We start from the raw sequence: 15,709 nt of genomic DNA, 5'->3' as shown, positions 1-15,709 counted from the left end.
CCCGAACGTCGAACCGCCCATCCAGGGCGCCGTTTTGATCCACCTTTCTGGTCGGCCCGCTCGACTGACACCACGCCTTCTGACCCTTCGAACACCTGGTACTCTCAGCCGATGAAAACGAAAACGATTTCCATAATAGGCACGGCCCTGGCGGTGCTCGCGGTCGCGGGATGCGACGCCGACAACTCCTCCTCCGGTGCCGACGGCAAGTCATCCGGGACGGCGACGAGCGCGACGACCTACCCGTTCACGCTCAAGAACTGCGGCACCGACGTGACCTACAAGGCCGCGCCGAAGAAGGTCGTCACGCTCAACCAGACCGCGGCCGAGATCCTCATCCACCTCGGCGTGGGCGACCGGATCAGCGGCACGGGCTACGAGGTCGAGAAGACGCCGCCGGCGATCGCCGAGCAGTACGAGAAGATCCCCGTCCTGTCCGCGCCCGGGGCGGAGATCAAGCACGAGAAGCTGCTGGAGGCCCAGCCGGACTTCGTGTACGGCTCCTTCGCCAGCATGTTCACCAAGGAACAGTCCGGTGAGCGCAAGCAGTTCCACGACCTGGGCGTGCCCACCTATCTGACCGAGTTCGACTGCACGTACCACGAGAGCGTGGCCGACGCGGACTTCACGAAGCTGTTCGAGGAGTACCGCCGGCTCGGCAGGATCATGGGCGTTCCCGAGGCCGGCGAGAAGCTGGCCGCCGAGCAGAAGACCGTGGTCGACAAGGCGGTGAGCGCCGTCAAGAAGCGGGACAAGCCGCTGAAGGTGATGTGGTTCTACTCCACCTACGAGGGCACTCCGTGGGCCGCCGGGCCCGGTGGTCTGCCCCAGCACATCTCCAAGCTCGTCGGGGTCGAGAACATCTTCGCCGACGCCAAGACCAAGTGGGCGGAGGTGAGCTGGGACGAGGTCGCCGCCCGCAACCCCGACGTCATCATCCTGGCCGACCTGACCCGGGGCGAACCCAACGACACCGCCAAGGAGAAGATCGAGCTTCTCAAGAAGGACCCCCTCACCAGCAAGCTCGCCGCCGTCAAGGGGGACAAGTTCATCACCATTTCCGGCAGCCACATGGATCCCAGCTACGGCAGCGCGTCCGCCGTTCCCGCGCTGGTCGACGGCCTGAACAAGCTCCGGTGACCCGTCCACCATCATGACGAGTTCACACAAGACCGCCGCGCGCACCGAAGCGCCGACCTCCCGCCGCGAAGGGGCTCCGGTGCGCCGGCGGCGCGCCCCGGCGGCGGTGCTCCTGTTCCTGGCCGTGACCGCTCTGCTGGTGTCGGTCGTCGCTGCCTCGCTGTTCGGGAGCGCGGACATCCGGCCCCTGGACGTCGTCTCCACGATCCTCCGGCACATCGGCCTGGGCGGCATCGCCCCCACCGAGCCCCTGCCTGGGCTCCTCGACGCCCTGATCTGGCAGTCCCGCTTCCCGAGAGTCCTGCTCGCCGCCGCCGTCGGCATGGCCCTGGCCGTCTCGGGCGCGGTCCTGCAGGCGGTCACCAGGAACTCCCTGGCCGACCCCTACCTGCTCGGAGTCTCCTCCGGCGCCTCGACCGGCGCGGTCGCCGTACTCCTGCTGGGCATCGGCGGCAGCGTCTCCCTCTCCACCGGAGCATTCGCCGGCGGCCTGGTCTCCTTCGGCCTGCTGTTGCTCCTGCTCGGCGGAGGGCGCGTGGCCAGCCCGTCCCGGGTGGTGCTGACCGGCGTGCTGGTGTCCCAGTTCTTCGCCGCGGTCACGTCGGTCATCCTGATGGTCAGCGGCGACGCGAACTCCACCCGCGGCTTCACCTACTGGCTGCTCGGCACCCTCGGGGGCGCCCGGTGGGAGGGGGTGACCGTCACCGTCGTCATCATCCTGATCGGGGTGGTCGCCGTGCAGTTCTTCGCGCCTGCCCTCGACGCCTTCACCTTCGGGTGGGACTCCGCGGCCGCCCTGGGGATCAACGTCACCGCGGCCCGAGTCTGGCTCATGGTGCTGACCTCCGTCATCACGGCGGCCGCCGTGGCGGCCTCCGGAGCGATCGGCTTCATCGGCCTGCTCGTCCCGCACGCCGTCCGTATCCTGGCCGGCCCGACGCACCGCTCCCTCCTGCCCCTGTCCGCGATCGCCGGCGCCGTCTTCCTCATATGGGTGGACGTGTTCGCACGCACGGCCTTCTCCCCCCACGAACTGCCCGCCGGCGTCATCACCGCGCTTCTCGGCGCGCCCGCGTTCGCGCTGGTCCTGAAGCGTCTGGAGTCCTGATGGGCCGCATCACCACCACCCACCTCTCCTGGTCGGTCAAGGGCCAACGGCTCCTCGACGGCATCGACATGGCTGCCCATGACGGAAAGGTCACCGGTCTCCTCGGCCCCAACGGTTCCGGCAAGTCGACCTTGCTGCGCCTGCTCGCCGGACTGCGCCGCGCCGACACCGGAACCGTCCGCTACGACGACACCGGCCTCCGGGACCTCGGCCGCCGGGCGCTGGCCCGGCGGCTCGCCGTCGTCGAACAGGACGTCACCGCCCATCACCACGTCACCGTCCGCCAGGTCGTCGAACTCGGCCGCACACCCTTCCGCGGCCGCTTCGACGCCCTCACTGAGCACGACCGGCGGACCGTCGACGCCGCGCTGGAACGGACCGACCTCACCGACCGGCAGGACCGGAGCTGGCACACCCTCTCGGGAGGCGAGAAGCAGCGGGCCCAACTCGCCCGAGCCCTCGCACAGGAACCCCGAGAGATCCTGCTCGACGAACCCACCAACCACCTCGACATCCGCCACCAGCTCGAACTCCTGGACCTGCTGACCTCGCTCGACGTCACCTGCGTCGTCGCCCTGCACGACCTCAATCTCGCCGCGCGGTACTGCGACCACCTCGTCCTCCTCCAGCACGGACAGGTGGTCGCAGCTGGCCCCCCGGACAGCGTGCTGACCTCGGACCTGATCATGTCCGTCTACGGTGTCGAGGTCCTCGTCGACCGCGAACCCGCCACCGACACCCTCCGCATCACCTACCTCGCGACCGCCACGCGAACGGCTGCCGTGCAGGCGATGCAGCTCGAGCCCGGGTAGGGCGCGACGGCTTCCGGCCCGACGCCCGAGTTCTGCTGACGACACTGACATGGCCACCGAGTCAGTCGGTGGCCATATCAGTGTCGTGCTTCTCTACGCCGTCGTGCTTCAGAAGGAGCCGGGCCGGGTGATGCCGTGGCTGCGACCACCACCTGGCCCGGAGTCTCATGCGGACCCCGCGCTCGCGTGCTCGTGGAGGTCGCAGGCGTCGTCGTCCACGCCGTACGTCTCCCACGCGGGGAACTCGTCCTGCTCCGGGGCCGGTTCGCCGGGGGCGAGCAGCGAGGCGTCCAGTGCCGCGAGGAGGGCCTCGCGACGCAGGCTGGTGCCGATGAAGACCAGCTCCTGGCCCTGCTCGGTCTCCGGCCCACGGGTGCCGGAGGGTTCGAACCGGGCCACGGCGCCGACCTGGGACCACAGTCCGGTCATGTGGGGCCGGCCGGCGAGCCAGAAGAAGCCCTTTGAACGCAGGATCCGTCTCGGTCTCGGGGACATGGCCGCCGTTGAGCTCCTGGCCCCAGCCCGGTGCCTGCTGCGCCTTCTCGACGTCGAACAGGCTGGTGCCCAGGACGTGGTCGAGGGCGATGTGCCCGCGGACGGCGGGCACGACCCGCGCGGCCGGGTTCAGCCGGTTCAGAGCGGCGCGCAGGGCGGCACCCATCTCGAAGGCGTCGGCCGGGTGACGGCCGTGGTCTTCGACAAGACCGGCACCCTGACCTTCGGCAAACCCCTGGTCACCAGTGTGGTCACGCTCAGCGAACGGTTCGGCGCCGAAGAGGTGCTGAGCCTGGCCGCCTCCGGAGAGCTCCACGCCCGTCACCCCCTGGCCCAGGCCATCGTCGCCCACACCGAGGAACAGCACCTGCACGCCCCCTCCACCAGGCGTGCGAGGTCGTCCTCGGCATGGGCATGCGCGCCGAACTCGACGGCACCCGGCTCCTCGTGGGCAGCCCCGCGCTGCTGCGTCGGCACGGCATTCACCTCACCGACACCGCCCAGGGCCGGACCGACCGCCTGCGCCGCGGCGGTGAGACCGTCACATGATCGGCCGGACAAGTCCTGGGGGTCGCTCGGGTGCGTCATCACGCCCGAGAGCGAGATGGTCACGGTCACCGCCGACCTCGCTCTGTTCGCCGTCCTGTTCACGGACGGGATGCACGTCTCGTTCGCCAAGCTCCGAGCCAACTGGCGTAACCCGGCAAGGGCATTGGGGCTGGGGATGCCGCTCGCCTTCGTGGGCATGGCGCTGATCACCCACTACCTGGTGGGCCTGGACTGGACGACGTCGTTCCTCGTCGGCGCGGTCCTCGCGCCGACCGACCCGGTGTTCGCCTCCGCGATCGTCGGACGAAAGGAGGTTCCGGCCAGGCTGCGTGAACTCCTCAACGTGGAGAGCGGGATCAACGACGGGCTCGCGCTGCCGGTCGTCCTGATCCTCATCGCCGCCGCAGGACCGAGCTCGCCCCACGCCGAGGCGTCCCTCGGCATGATCGGCCTGGAGCTAGGGCTCGGTCTCCTCTTCGGTGTCCTGATGCCGCTGATCGTCAACGGACTCGTACGGTTCCGGCTCCTGGGGGCAGAGCCCAAGCTCCAGCCCCTGCTGCCCCTGGCCACCGGCGTCGTCCTGTACGCCGCCTGCCACCTCACCCACGCCAACCCCTATCTCGCCGCCTTCTCCGCGGGCGCGGTCCTTGCGGCCGTATCGCCCGAGTCCCAGAAGGCGTTCGAGCCCCTCGGCGAGTCGCTGGCGGAGCTCGCCAAGTTCGCCGCCCTGCTGGTGTTCGGCGCGCTGCTCACCCCGCAGCTCTTCGGGGACCTCTCACTCGGCGGCTACGCGGCGGTGATCCTCGCGATCGTGCTCGTCCGGCCCGGTTCGCTGCTGCTGTCCCTGTGGGGGACGCGGATCGACCGCAGGGAGAAGCTGGTCGCGGCCTGGTTCGGCCCGAAGGGATTCGCGTCGGTCGTCTACGGCCTGCTGGTCCTCCAGGCAGGCATCCCGCAGGGGCAGGAGGCGTACACGCTCATCGCCGTGTGCATCGCCTTCTCGATCATCGCCCACAGCAGTACGGACGTCCCGATCGCCCGCTTGTTCCACGTCGACCACCTCGTCGAGGCCGGCGGAGAGCGGACGCAGGCTCGCTCGGAGACCGCCGACGCGGAGGCGGGTGCGCATGCGTGCACGTGACCTCGCTCGGCGGTGCGCCTCCCTGTCCGCCGATGAGTCGGTCCTCCGCGCCGTCGAGTTGCCGGCCGACGAGGGCGCGGCCGCGATCGTGGTGGTGAGCGGGGAGCGACACCCCTTCGCGATCCTGGAAGGCCAGCACATCCTGGCCGGAGCCCTGCCCGATGCGGGGCGCGACGACCACATGCGCGCCGGCGTCGTCACCGACCGCCTCGATCACGAGGTCCGCGCGCACATGACCATGTTGATGGTGCCGACGTGTTGCCCCGGCGCCCTGCCGGCCTTGCGATGGTCAGCCCCCATGCCGCGCCGCTGCAGATGTCCGCCGTCATGGCCAGGACCGGCAGTCCCGTCGTCGCGGTCGCGAGTACGACGGCGACGACCGCCCGCACCTGTTGGGGGCGGTCACTGCCGCCACGGTGCTCGCGTACTTCCGCTGACGGCCTCGGCACCCGACCACACCTAGGAGCTGTTTGTGAACAACGACGACGAGCCCGTATTCAAGAAGAGCGCATGGGGGACGAACCGCTACTACTACAACCCGATACAACCCGAACAACCCCATCGGTCTCTGCCTCATCTTCGCCAGCGTGGCCTTGGTCATCGTGATGATGGTGATGATGGAGAACCGCGCGGGGCCCTTCGCGCCCCCCTCCACCCCCACCTGGAGCCCGCCCGCGTACGACGAGTCGTGGACCTTCTCGCCTCGTCCTCGGGCCCCGAGCTCTCCGCCTTCCGCGCAGCCGTGAGGCGCGTCAGCGGTTAGCGGCCCCCAGCCGGACGAATGGGATCCGCTCACCCGCCGCGTGGTAGGCGGCCTCGCTGCCGTCGACCCATAACCACACGGCTGGGCGCGCGGCACAGCGCGTACAGAACGAGGGGTTGTTGCCGGACATCCACATGACCCCGGCCGAGGGCATGCGCGCCCACCTCGACCTCCAGGGAGGCAGGCCGTCCGGTGTGATGCTGCCGATCCACTGGGGCACGTTCAACCTGGCCCTGCACCCGTGGGCGGAGCCCGGGGAATGGACGATGGACGCGGGGGAGGAGGCCGGCCAGGCCGTGGCGGTGCCCCGGCCGGGCGAGCCCTTCGAGCCCGCGGGGGACCTCCCCGTCGAGCCCTGGTGGCGCCCGGTGTCCGGCCCTGTCGCCCGTCCGTGGCGCCGCCCCGGGACTGCGGATGCCGCGGCGGATGTCGCACGGGACTAGCTCGACCTCGCGGGTGAGCGCTGACGTCGATCGGGGCGTTCCCGCCGCCGCACACCCACCGCCGCCGCACCACCTGCGCACAACCCGGTCGCGGCGGCCTCGGCGTGGACCGTCGCGTCTGCCGTTGAGGCGTCACCCCGTGTCTCGAAGGCCCGGGAAGTCGGTGTGGGCGGAGGTCACGACGGGCGGTCGGGTGTGAGCCTCTCGTACACCGTCACTCTCCGGCCGCGGACCTGTTCGTCGGCCACCGGCGTGAAGTACTGCCGCAGGGTGGAGAGCTTTGTCCCGTCCCGGACCGAACTCGTCGGCTTCGACACCTTCGCCGCGTCGGTGACGAGAACGATGCGCTGCTGGGCGAGCATCTCCGTCCGTATTCGCGTAGGGCTCCATTCCACGCCCTTCAGCGTTCCGGAACGCTCCGGGGTCTCCTCCAGGGCTATGTCCTGGAGGCCCGTGAACGCGTGCGGGGAGACCATCCTGGTGTCCCGCCGCGCTGCGGGGACGAAGAGTACGGCGTCCCCGGGCTCCTTCAGCCGCTCCACCTGCGTCGCCGCTGCCAGGACGTCGTCCACCCGGCTCTGCGGCGAGCGCTTGGCCAGTGACTGCGGCAGCAGGGCGACCGACGCGACGGCGACCGCTACGGGAAGGACCCACCGCGACGCGCTTGACGACCGCCGCGAGACCGCCCGCACGAGCGCGCCGAGAACGACACCGATCATCAGGGCCAGACCCAGCAGGCTGAACAGGACGTACCGGTCCACGAAAAGCGGCTTGAACAGGGAGAGCCCGACGAGACCGAGCTGGGGAACCGCGAGCAGTGGCAGCCCGACGGTCGCCGCCGAAACCCGTCCCACCCGGGGCCGGTCCAGCAGGGTCCCGAGGCCGGCGATCGCAAGCAGGACCGCAGGCCCGATCAACATGTGCCAGGTCAGCGGCGGTATCCAGGACACCTGGCCGGACTGCGTCCGGCTGAAGAGAATCAGCGGCGAGGCGCCCGCAATTGCGGCCGCGGATGACGCGGCCCACCGGACCCATGTCCTGCGCGCGACACGTGCCCACGTCAGAGTCGCCAGGTGCGAGGGCAGAATCAGCAACGAGAACCAGTTCAGCAGGCCGCATATGAGGATCGTGCAGCCGTAGCCGGCCCAGTACGCCCACCGGTCCCGTCGTCCCTGCAGTATCGCCACGAGCAGCAGCGTCGAGAGCCCGGCCCCGGCTGCCACCAGGGCGTACGGACGGCCCTCCTGGAGATAGAACTGCACGGAGGGAAGCAGCCCGAACGCCATGCCTCCGCCCAGGCCCACCGGACTCCCTGCCAGCCGCCGCCCGAGCTCCGCCACACATGCCGCTCCCACCGCGACGGCCAGCACGGAGGGCAGACGCAACACCGTGGTCGAAGGGCCGAAGCACTCGAACAGCCCATGCATGAACAGGTAGTAGAGACCGTGCACGACGTCGACGTGCTCCAGCATGCGCACGATCTCGCCGGTGGACCGGAGCGCGACCTGCCAGGTAGCGGCCTCGTCCCGCCAGAGACTGTGCTGCCGCGACAGCCCCCACAGGCCGAGCGTGACGGTCCAGAAGAACGGAATCAGCCAGACTAAAAGACAGCGCTGAGGACGGACAGTTGTGAATCTCGTCATTATTGGGCCAGCCCCCCGACCAGCCAGTTCCACACAATCGTTCGCAAGATGTGGTGCTCGGCGTGAATCCGGGTGTCGGGCAGGCCGGCAGCGCAGACGTGACCTTACCGGGAAGATCCACTCTGCACGCCCCCGTGTGAGGCGGCTCACGGGAGCCTCCGGTGGCGTCAACTCGCTGTCTGTACAGGTCTGGACGTGGAGATGGCGGTGGAGGAGGGCGGAGAAGCAGCCGCAGGCCACCTGGGGGCGATTCTTTCGCGGCAACAGCGGCAACGAATTGGCGGAAGATCGGTACGCACATCGATGGGGCGGCGACATCTTCTATCGGAACAAACAATTCCTCCTTAAGTGGATCGATGGATTCTGGTATCGGTGTCGGTGGTTCCTGCATCACTGGGGATTGTGGTATCGCGGTACCGTCGAAATGCCCGAGGGCATCACGCGTTGAGGGCCGTTCCGGTTGACGCGCGCCGACGACGCGGCAGTGCCGACGGCGCTGCGCAAGTCCGCCGCGTCCGACGGATCACGGCACCGGTATCGCTTCGATCACCATCACGGCGAGGTCGTCGTCGATCGGGCCGGTGCCGAAGTCGTGCGCGGCCCGGCGCACCCGTTCCGCCACGGCCTTCGCGCCCATTCCGACGCATCCACGCAACACCTCGGCCAGCCCGTCGGCATCGTCCAACTGACGGTTTCCCCGGCGGCGTTCGGTCACGCCGTCGGTCACGCACAGCAGTGTCTCGCCCGGGGCGAGGTGGAAGGAGTTCGCGTGGAACTCCGCGCCCTCGGAGACCCCCAGCAGCAACTGCGGGTCCGCGGCCGGCGCCACGTCGCCGTCGGCCGACAGCAGCAGTGGCAGCGGGTGCCCGGCGCTGGCGATCGTGCAGCGGGCGCCGCCCGCCACCGGGTCGGGTTCCAGCTCCCCGTAGAGCAGGCTCAGGAAGCGTGGCCCCGCCTGCTCGCCGCCGAGTGCGACGGCCTCCACGCTCTCCTCCGCGAGTGCGATGTTCAACCTGCCGAGGAGTGATTCGACGCCGTGCCCCTCGCGGGCCAGCAGGCGCACCAGGTGCCGGGCGAGGCCGGTGACGGACATCGCCTCCACGTCGTGGCCCATGACATCGCCGAGCAGGAAGCACCAGCGGCGGTCTTCGAGGTCTCCCATCGGGAAGAGGTCGTAGAAGTCGCCGCCGACCGTCTGGCCCTCGCCGTGCGGCTCGTAGACGATCGCCGTGTCGAAGCCCGGGATCTCGGCGAGGAATTCGGGCAGCTGCCGGCGCTGGAGCGCCCGGCTGATGGTGGCCTGCTTGGTGTAGTGGCGGGCTGTGGCGACGGCGTGGGCCACGCGACGCGCCACGTCCTCCGCAAGTCGTACGAGGCCGTCGGTCATCTGTGACACCCCCGTGCGCCCCAGCAACAGCGCGCCGTGGCAGTAGCCGCTCGCGACGAGGGGAAAGAGCAGCGCGGAGCCGCCCGCGCCGACGGCGTCCGCGTTCTGCGGCCAGGGCCAGGGAATGCCGGTCGCACGGAGCCGGGCGGGCGGCGGGTCGTTCTCGAGCGCCAGGCGCAGTCCGCCGATGCACCGCTCGTCCGTGTGCCAGACGCGGGACAGCCGCATGGCGCCGGAGTCGGTGGTCAACCACACGCCGCACCAGTCGGCGAGCCTGGGCACCAGGAGCTGTCCGGCGATCGCGGCGACCATGTCCTCGTCCAGTTGCCCGGCGAGGAGTTCGCCGGCCTCGGCGACGAACGTGGGCCCGCCGCGGTCGACCCATTCGGCGGTGCGGCCCCGGGTGGGACGGGACCGGGAGGGAGGGAGGATTTCCGGGGCGCGCGACTCGGGCTGGAGCGCGTCCGTGGCGGCGCTGTCGGTGGAGGGGCTGACGGAGTCGTCGGGCTTCGCCGTGCTGCGAGCGGTCTCCAGCCGGAACCACACGGACTTCTCGCTGCGCCGGTAGATCACTCCCCATGATTCGGCCAGTGCGCGTACGAGCTGGAAGCCGTGGCCGCGGTCCTCGCGCCATGCGTCCCTCCCGCCGCGCACCGCGCGGGAGGGATTGTGGTCCACCACCTCGACGACGACCCCCGAGTGCTTGGGCGCGTCCGCCGCGTACGGGACGAGGGGGCCGGGTCCGGACTCGAGACGGCAGGCCACCTCGATGTCCGTGCCGGCGTGCATGATCGCGTTGGTGACCAGTTCGCTGACGAGAAGCACGGCGTCGTCGACGAGCCGGTCGGTGATCAGCGGCGGCCGGGGCACTGCGGGTGCCCCGGAGGGGGGCGGCGAGCCCCATTCGGCGAGCGCGGCGCGCACGAATTTTCGGGCAGCAGAAGCCGCGAGCTCGTTCGCGGGGAGCCTCATCCGCGAAACGGACTCCCGTGGGTAGAGGGAGGACGGCCCCACGTGCGGCCCCTGGATCACTTCGACATTGAGAGCACCCAATGTAACCTAATAAGGCGATCAAGATGCCCATATGTCCTGATTTTCGAGTATGGGGTCCTCATGAAGCTCGACCCGGCCGCACCCGATTCCGTTTCCCCCACCACCTTGTCCGGGAAATTCGACGAGTCACCTGAACGCGCAGGTCAACCGACCTCCGCCCCGGATGGACAGTGGGTGCGCCCGGCCGAATTGCGCCCATTGCTCGCAGCGATGAACTCTCTGTGCGACGGCGATTTCACCGTACGTGTGGACGGATTGCACGAGGGCCTGCTCGCCGAGATGGCGGGAGCTTTCAACCAGATCGTCGCGCGGAACGCGCATCTGGCCCTGGAACTTCAGCGGGTGCGCCGCGAGGTGGTTCGGCAGGGCCGGCTGGACGAGCGGATCGCGGCGAGCCCCGGACAGGGTGCCTGGACCACCAGCGTGGACGCCACCAACTCACTGCTCGAAGCACTGGTCACGCCGGTCGCGAACGCCACGCGCGTGCTGGACGCGGTCGCCGACGGCGATCTGACCCAGCGGGTCGAGCTGCACCACGAGACCCGCCAGCTCCGCGGCGACCTGCGGCGCCTGGGGCGGGGCGTGAACCGGATGGTGGACCAGCTGTCGCTGTTCACCGGCGAGGTCACCCGGGTCGCCCGGGAGGTCGGCACCGAGGGCCGGCTCGGCGGGCGCGCCAAGGTGCAGGGCCTGTCGGGCGACTGGCGCTACGTGACGGAGGCCGTCAACACGATGGCCTCGCGGCTGACGGCGCAGGTCCGCGACATCGCGGTCGTGACCACCGCGGTGGCGCGCGGCGATCTGACCCAGCAGGTGACGGTCGAGGCGACGGGCGAGCTGCTGGAGCTGAAGCTCACCGTGAACACGATGGTCGACCAGCTGAGGGCGTTCGCCGACGAGGTGACCCGGGTGTCCCGCGAGGTCGGCACCGAGGGGCAGCTGGGCGGCCGCGCCCAGGTACCGGGCGTCTCCGGGGTGTGGAAGGACCTCACCGACAACGTCAACTTCATGGCCTCGAACCTGACCTCCCAGGTGCGCAACATCGCCCAGGTGACCACGGCGGTCGCCAACGGCGATCTGAGCCAGAAGATCACGGTGGACGCACGCGGCGAGATCCTGCAGCTCAAGAGCACCGTGAACACGATGGTCGACCAGTTGTCCGCGTTCGCCGACGAGGTCACCCGGGTCGCTCGCGAGGTCGGCACCGAGGGCCGGCTCGGCGGGCGCGCCCAGGTCCGCGGCGTTTCCGGGGTGTGGAAGGACCTCACCGACAACGTCAACTTCATGGCCGACAACCTGACCTCCCAGGTGCGCAACATCGCCCAGGTCGCCACCGCCGTCGCCCAGGGCGACCTCGGCAAGACGATCACCGTGGAGGCGAAGGGCGAGATCCTGGAGCTGAAGTCGACGATCAACACGATGGTCGACCAGCTGTCCGCGTTCGCCGACGAGGTCACCCGCGTCGCCCGCGAGGTCGGCACCGAGGGGAACCTGGGCGGTCAGGCGCAGGTCCGCGGCGTCTCGGGCGTCTGGAAGGAGCTGACGGACAACGTCAACTTCATGGCGCTGAACCTGACCTCCCAGGTGCGCAACATCGCGCAGGTGACCACGGCCGTCGCCGACGGTGACCTGTCGAAGAAGATCACGGTGGACGCGCGCGGCGAGATCCTGGAGCTGAAGGACACCATCAACACGATGGTCGACCAGCTGCGGGCCTTCGCCGACGAGGTCACCCGGGTCGCCCGCGAGGTCGGCACCGAGGGCCGGCTCGGCGGGCGCGCCCAGGTCCGAGGTGTCTCCGGGGTGTGGAAGGACCTCACCGACAACGTCAATTTCATGGCCGACAACCTGACCTCCCAGGTGCGCAACATCGCCCAGGTCGCCACCGCCGTCGCCCAGGGCGACCTGTCGAAGAAGATCGACGTCGACGCGCGCGGCGAGATCCTGGAGCTGAAGACCACCATCAACACGATGGTGGACACGCTCTCCTCGTTCGCCTCCGAGGTCACCCGCGTCGCCCGCGAGGTCGGCAGCGAAGGGCAGCTCGGCGGCCAGGCCCGCGTCGAGGGCGTCTACGGCACCTGGAAGCGGCTGACCACGAACGTCAACGAGCTGGCCCTGAACCTGACCACCCAGGTGCGTGCCATCGCCGAGGTGGCCAGCGCGGTCACCCAGGGCGACATGTCCCGCTCCATCGCGGTCGAGGCGCAGGGCGAGGTCGCCGAGCTGAAGAACAACGTCAACCTCATGGTGGCCAACCTTCGCGAGACCACCCGCGCCAAGGACTGGCTCGAGTCCAACCTCACCCGTATGGCCGCCCTGATGCAGGGCCACCGCGACCTGGTGGAGGTCGCCGACCTGATCCTGCGCGAGCTGACACCACTGGTGAACGCGCAGTTCGGCGCGTTCTTCCTGTCCGAGGCCGGTGCACCGCCCGGCGCGGGCCTGGAATTCATCGCCGGGTACGGCACCGACCAGGCCGGCAGTCGCGGACCGCTCCCCGGAACCGGCACCCCGGGACGCGGCCTGATCGCCCAAGCCGCCCAGGAGAAGAAGCGCATCATCATCACGGACGCCCCGCCGGACTACATCACCATCAACTCCGGGCTCGGCTCGTCGCTCCCGCACAGTGTCGTCATCCTGCCGATCCTCTTCGAGGACCAGGTGCTCGGCGTGATCGAGCTGGCCTCCCTCAGCAGGTTCAGCGACGTACACCTGGCCTTCATCGACCAGTTCGCCAACACCATCGGTGTTTCGATCAACACCATCATCGCCAACTCCCGTACGGAGTCGCTGCTGTCGGAGTCGCAGCGGCTCACCGCCGAGCTGCGGATGCGCTCCGACGAGCTGCAGCGCTCCAACGCCGAGCTGGAGGAGAAGGCGGCGCTGCTCGCGACCGCCTCGCAGTACAAGTCGGAGTTCCTGGCGAACATGTCGCACGAGCTGCGCACTCCGCTCAACTCGCTGCTGATCCTGGCGCGGCTCCTTGCCGACAATCATGATGGCCATCTGTCCGACCAGGAAGTGCAGTTCGCCGCCACCATCCACCGGGCGGGCTCGGACCTGCTCCAGCTGATCAGCGACATCCTCGACCTGTCGAAGATCGAGGCGGGCCGCATGGACGTGCACCCGAAGCCGCTGCCGCTGAACAAGCTGCTCGACTACGTGCACGCTTCCTTCCATCCGCTGACCGTGGACCGCGGGCTGAGCTTCGAGATCGCGGTGGCCGACGACGTGCCACGGGAGCTGTTCTCCGACGAACAGCGGCTCCAGCAGATTCTGCGCAATCTGCTGTCCAACGCGGTGAAGTTCACCACCTCCGGTGGCGTGAAGCTGCGTGTCGACCGGGTGTCCGGGGAGCGCTTCGAGGAGGAGACGCTGAAGACGGCGGAGGACGTCATCGCCTTCTCGGTCAAGGACACCGGGATCGGCATTCCGCCCGAGAAGCTTCCGGTGGTCTTCGAAGCGTTCCAGCAGTCCGACGGCACCACCAGCCGCAAGTACGGCGGTACGGGTCTCGGCCTGTCCATCAGCCGGGAGATCGCCGGGATGCTCGGCGGCCGGATCGTCGCCGAGAGTGAGGTGGGGGTCGGCTCCCAGTTCACCCTCTACATTCCGGCGCGCTACCCCGGCGCCGCCGCCACGCCGGAAGCGGCGGCACTGCGGGTCACGGGGCCCCCTGTCACGGCCTCCGAGCTCGCACGCGCCCCGGCTGCCGTGTCGGCCCCGGGTCCTGTCCCACCCGTGCTCCCCATGCAGCCGGAACCGGTGCGGCCCGCCACCGTCTACGCGCCGAACACCGTGATCGGCGCTCCGGACAGTCTGGTCGGCTGGGGCGCCATGGGGCCCGCGGAGATCCGAGAGGACGCCTGGCCGGAGACGACACGGCTCAAGGAGTGGCTGAGCGGACGCCCCGGCCGGGTGCTGGCCGGACGTCTCATCCTCATCGTCGACGACGACATCCGTAACGTTTTCGCGCTCACGCATGTGCTGGGCCGCGTCGGCATCACGGTGAAGTACGCGGAGAACGGCCGCGAGGGCCTTGAGGTTCTGCAGCGGTTCCCCGATGTGTCGCTGGTTCTGATGGACATCATGATGCCCGAGATGGATGGTTACGAGACGATACGGGCCATCCGGGCCACTGCTCGCCTCGCCCATCTGCCGATCATCGCGCTGACCGCCAAGGCCATGCCGGGAGACCGCGCCAAGGCGATCGACAGCGGAGCCTCCGACTACGTGCCCAAGCCCGTGGACGTCGACCACCTGCTGTCGGTCATCTGCGACCTGCTCGACCCGCAGGGCGCGCCCTCAGAGCTCGCGATCGCCGATGCCGATGCCGATGCCGATGCCGAAGTTGAAGCCGAAGCTGATGACGATGAAGATGACGAGAACCGCTGAGGCAGAGGCCATGACCACCACCGCCCCTGACAAGTGCAGCATCCTCCTCGTCGACGACATGGAGGAGAACCTCATCGCGTTGGAGGCCGTGCTCGGCCCCCTCCACCAGCAGTTGGTACGAGCCTCCTCCGGAGAGGAGGCGCTGAAGGCGATGCTGCGCCAGAACTTCGCCGTCGTCCTGCTGGACGTCCTGATGCCCGGCATGGACGGCTTCGAGACCGCCGCCACCATCAAGCGCCTCGATCAGACCAAAGACGTGCCCATCATCCTGCTGACCGGGACCGACGCCGACACGGACTACGCCTACCGGGGATACGCGATCGGCGCCGCCGACTTTCTCACCAAGCCGTTCGACCCCTGGGTGCTGCGCACCAAAGTGAGCGTCTTCCTCGACCTCGACCGCAAGAACCGCCAGCTGGCGATGCAGGCCGAGCAGTTGCGGCGGCTTCTGATGGCCGACCGGACGCGCGTGGAGGCGGCGGAACCGGAGAACCGGCTGGCGGAGATCGCGGAAGAGCTCGCTCAGATCGAGCTGCAACTGCGCGATACGGAGGGCCCCGAGGCGGCCGGCCTCGCCGAGCGCACGGGCAGGCTTCGACGTGCGGTGAACAGTCTGAGGGTGCGGCATACGGCCTAGGGTCCGCCCGGACGACGGACAGCTCCCACGCTCCGTACGGACTGCGTCGAAGGATGTAGTGGGCTTTCGTCACCGCGGACGAGGAATCCGGCGCCGCGCGCCCCGACCATGGTGAAAACGGCGATCATCATGGGAGTGGG

Annotated in this window: 7 protein-coding genes and 4 pseudogenes; 8 read left to right on the top strand and 3 right to left on the bottom strand. The window is 69.3% G+C overall.

Annotated elements, in window-relative coordinates:
• The first annotated feature begins 111 nt into the window (after positions 1-111).
• The 3 genes from ABT342_RS07100 to ABT342_RS07090 all read left to right on the top strand — a co-directional run bounded on the left by ABT342_RS07100 (position 112) and on the right by ABT342_RS07090 (position 3,060).
• Complete coding sequence (locus ABT342_RS07100; protein WP_351568218.1) at positions 112-1,140, top strand: ABC transporter substrate-binding protein; 1,029 nt, start codon at positions 112-114, stop codon at positions 1,138-1,140.
• Between the two features lie 79 nt (positions 1,141-1,219).
• A complete protein-coding gene (locus ABT342_RS07095) occupies positions 1,220-2,248 on the top strand; it encodes a FecCD family ABC transporter permease (RefSeq protein ID WP_351568865.1) in 1,029 nt (342 codons plus the stop codon).
• Entirely contained in the window at positions 2,248-3,060 is an 813-nt protein-coding gene (locus ABT342_RS07090; RefSeq protein WP_351568215.1) for an ABC transporter ATP-binding protein, read from the top strand. Before ABT342_RS07095 ends, ABT342_RS07090 begins: the two co-directional genes overlap by 1 nt.
• Positions 3,061-3,225: 165 nt before the next feature.
• On the opposite strand, the pseudogene ABT342_RS07085 reads toward ABT342_RS07090, so the two are convergent.
• Positions 3,226-3,724 (bottom strand): annotated as a pseudogene (locus ABT342_RS07085) (GTP-binding protein); the annotation flags it as partial.
• On the opposite strand from ABT342_RS07085, the pseudogene ABT342_RS07080 reads away from it, so the two are divergent.
• The 3 pseudogenes from ABT342_RS07080 to ABT342_RS07070 form a co-directional block, all read left to right on the top strand.
• Positions 3,632-3,859 (top strand): annotated as a pseudogene (locus ABT342_RS07080) (hypothetical protein); the annotation flags it as partial. The pseudogenes ABT342_RS07085 and ABT342_RS07080 sit on opposite strands and share 93 nt — an antisense overlap.
• Before the next feature lie 264 nt (positions 3,860-4,123).
• A pseudogene (locus ABT342_RS07075) lies at positions 4,124-5,245 on the top strand (cation:proton antiporter); the annotation flags it as partial.
• Between the two features lie 885 nt (positions 5,246-6,130).
• Positions 6,131-6,451: pseudogene (locus ABT342_RS07070) on the top strand (MBL fold metallo-hydrolase); the annotation flags it as partial.
• Between the two features lie 176 nt (positions 6,452-6,627).
• On the opposite strand, the gene ABT342_RS07065 reads toward ABT342_RS07070, so the two are convergent.
• Both ABT342_RS07065 and ABT342_RS07060 read right to left on the bottom strand, forming a co-directional pair.
• Complete coding sequence (locus ABT342_RS07065) at positions 6,628-8,094, bottom strand: glycosyltransferase family 39 protein (RefSeq protein WP_351568212.1); 1,467 nt, start codon at positions 8,092-8,094, stop codon at positions 6,628-6,630.
• 523 nt (positions 8,095-8,617) lie between these two features.
• The gene (locus ABT342_RS07060; RefSeq protein ID WP_351568209.1) at positions 8,618-10,453 is read right to left on the bottom strand and encodes a SpoIIE family protein phosphatase; all 1,836 of its coding nucleotides are present in this window, start codon (positions 10,451-10,453) and stop codon (positions 8,618-8,620) included.
• A gap of 291 nt (positions 10,454-10,744) precedes the next feature.
• Here ABT342_RS07060 and ABT342_RS07055 point away from each other — a divergent pair, with 291 nt between their 5' ends.
• Positions 10,745-14,932, top strand: coding sequence for a HAMP domain-containing protein (locus ABT342_RS07055; protein WP_351568206.1), 4,188 nt, complete (start codon positions 10,745-10,747; stop codon positions 14,930-14,932).
• Complete coding sequence (locus tag ABT342_RS07050) at positions 14,916-15,569, top strand: response regulator (RefSeq protein WP_351568203.1); 654 nt, start codon at positions 14,916-14,918, stop codon at positions 15,567-15,569. The genes ABT342_RS07055 and ABT342_RS07050 overlap by 17 nt, the downstream gene beginning before the upstream one ends.
• Positions 15,570-15,709: the final 140 nt, after the last annotated feature.

Origin of the sequence: Streptomyces sp. NPDC000410 (assembly GCF_040300305.1) — a bacterium.
Taxonomy (GTDB): Bacteria; Actinomycetota; Actinomycetes; order Streptomycetales; family Streptomycetaceae; genus Streptomyces.
The sequence above is the reverse complement of the archived record's forward strand: the minus strand, read 5'-3'. Positions and strand labels throughout refer to the sequence as shown.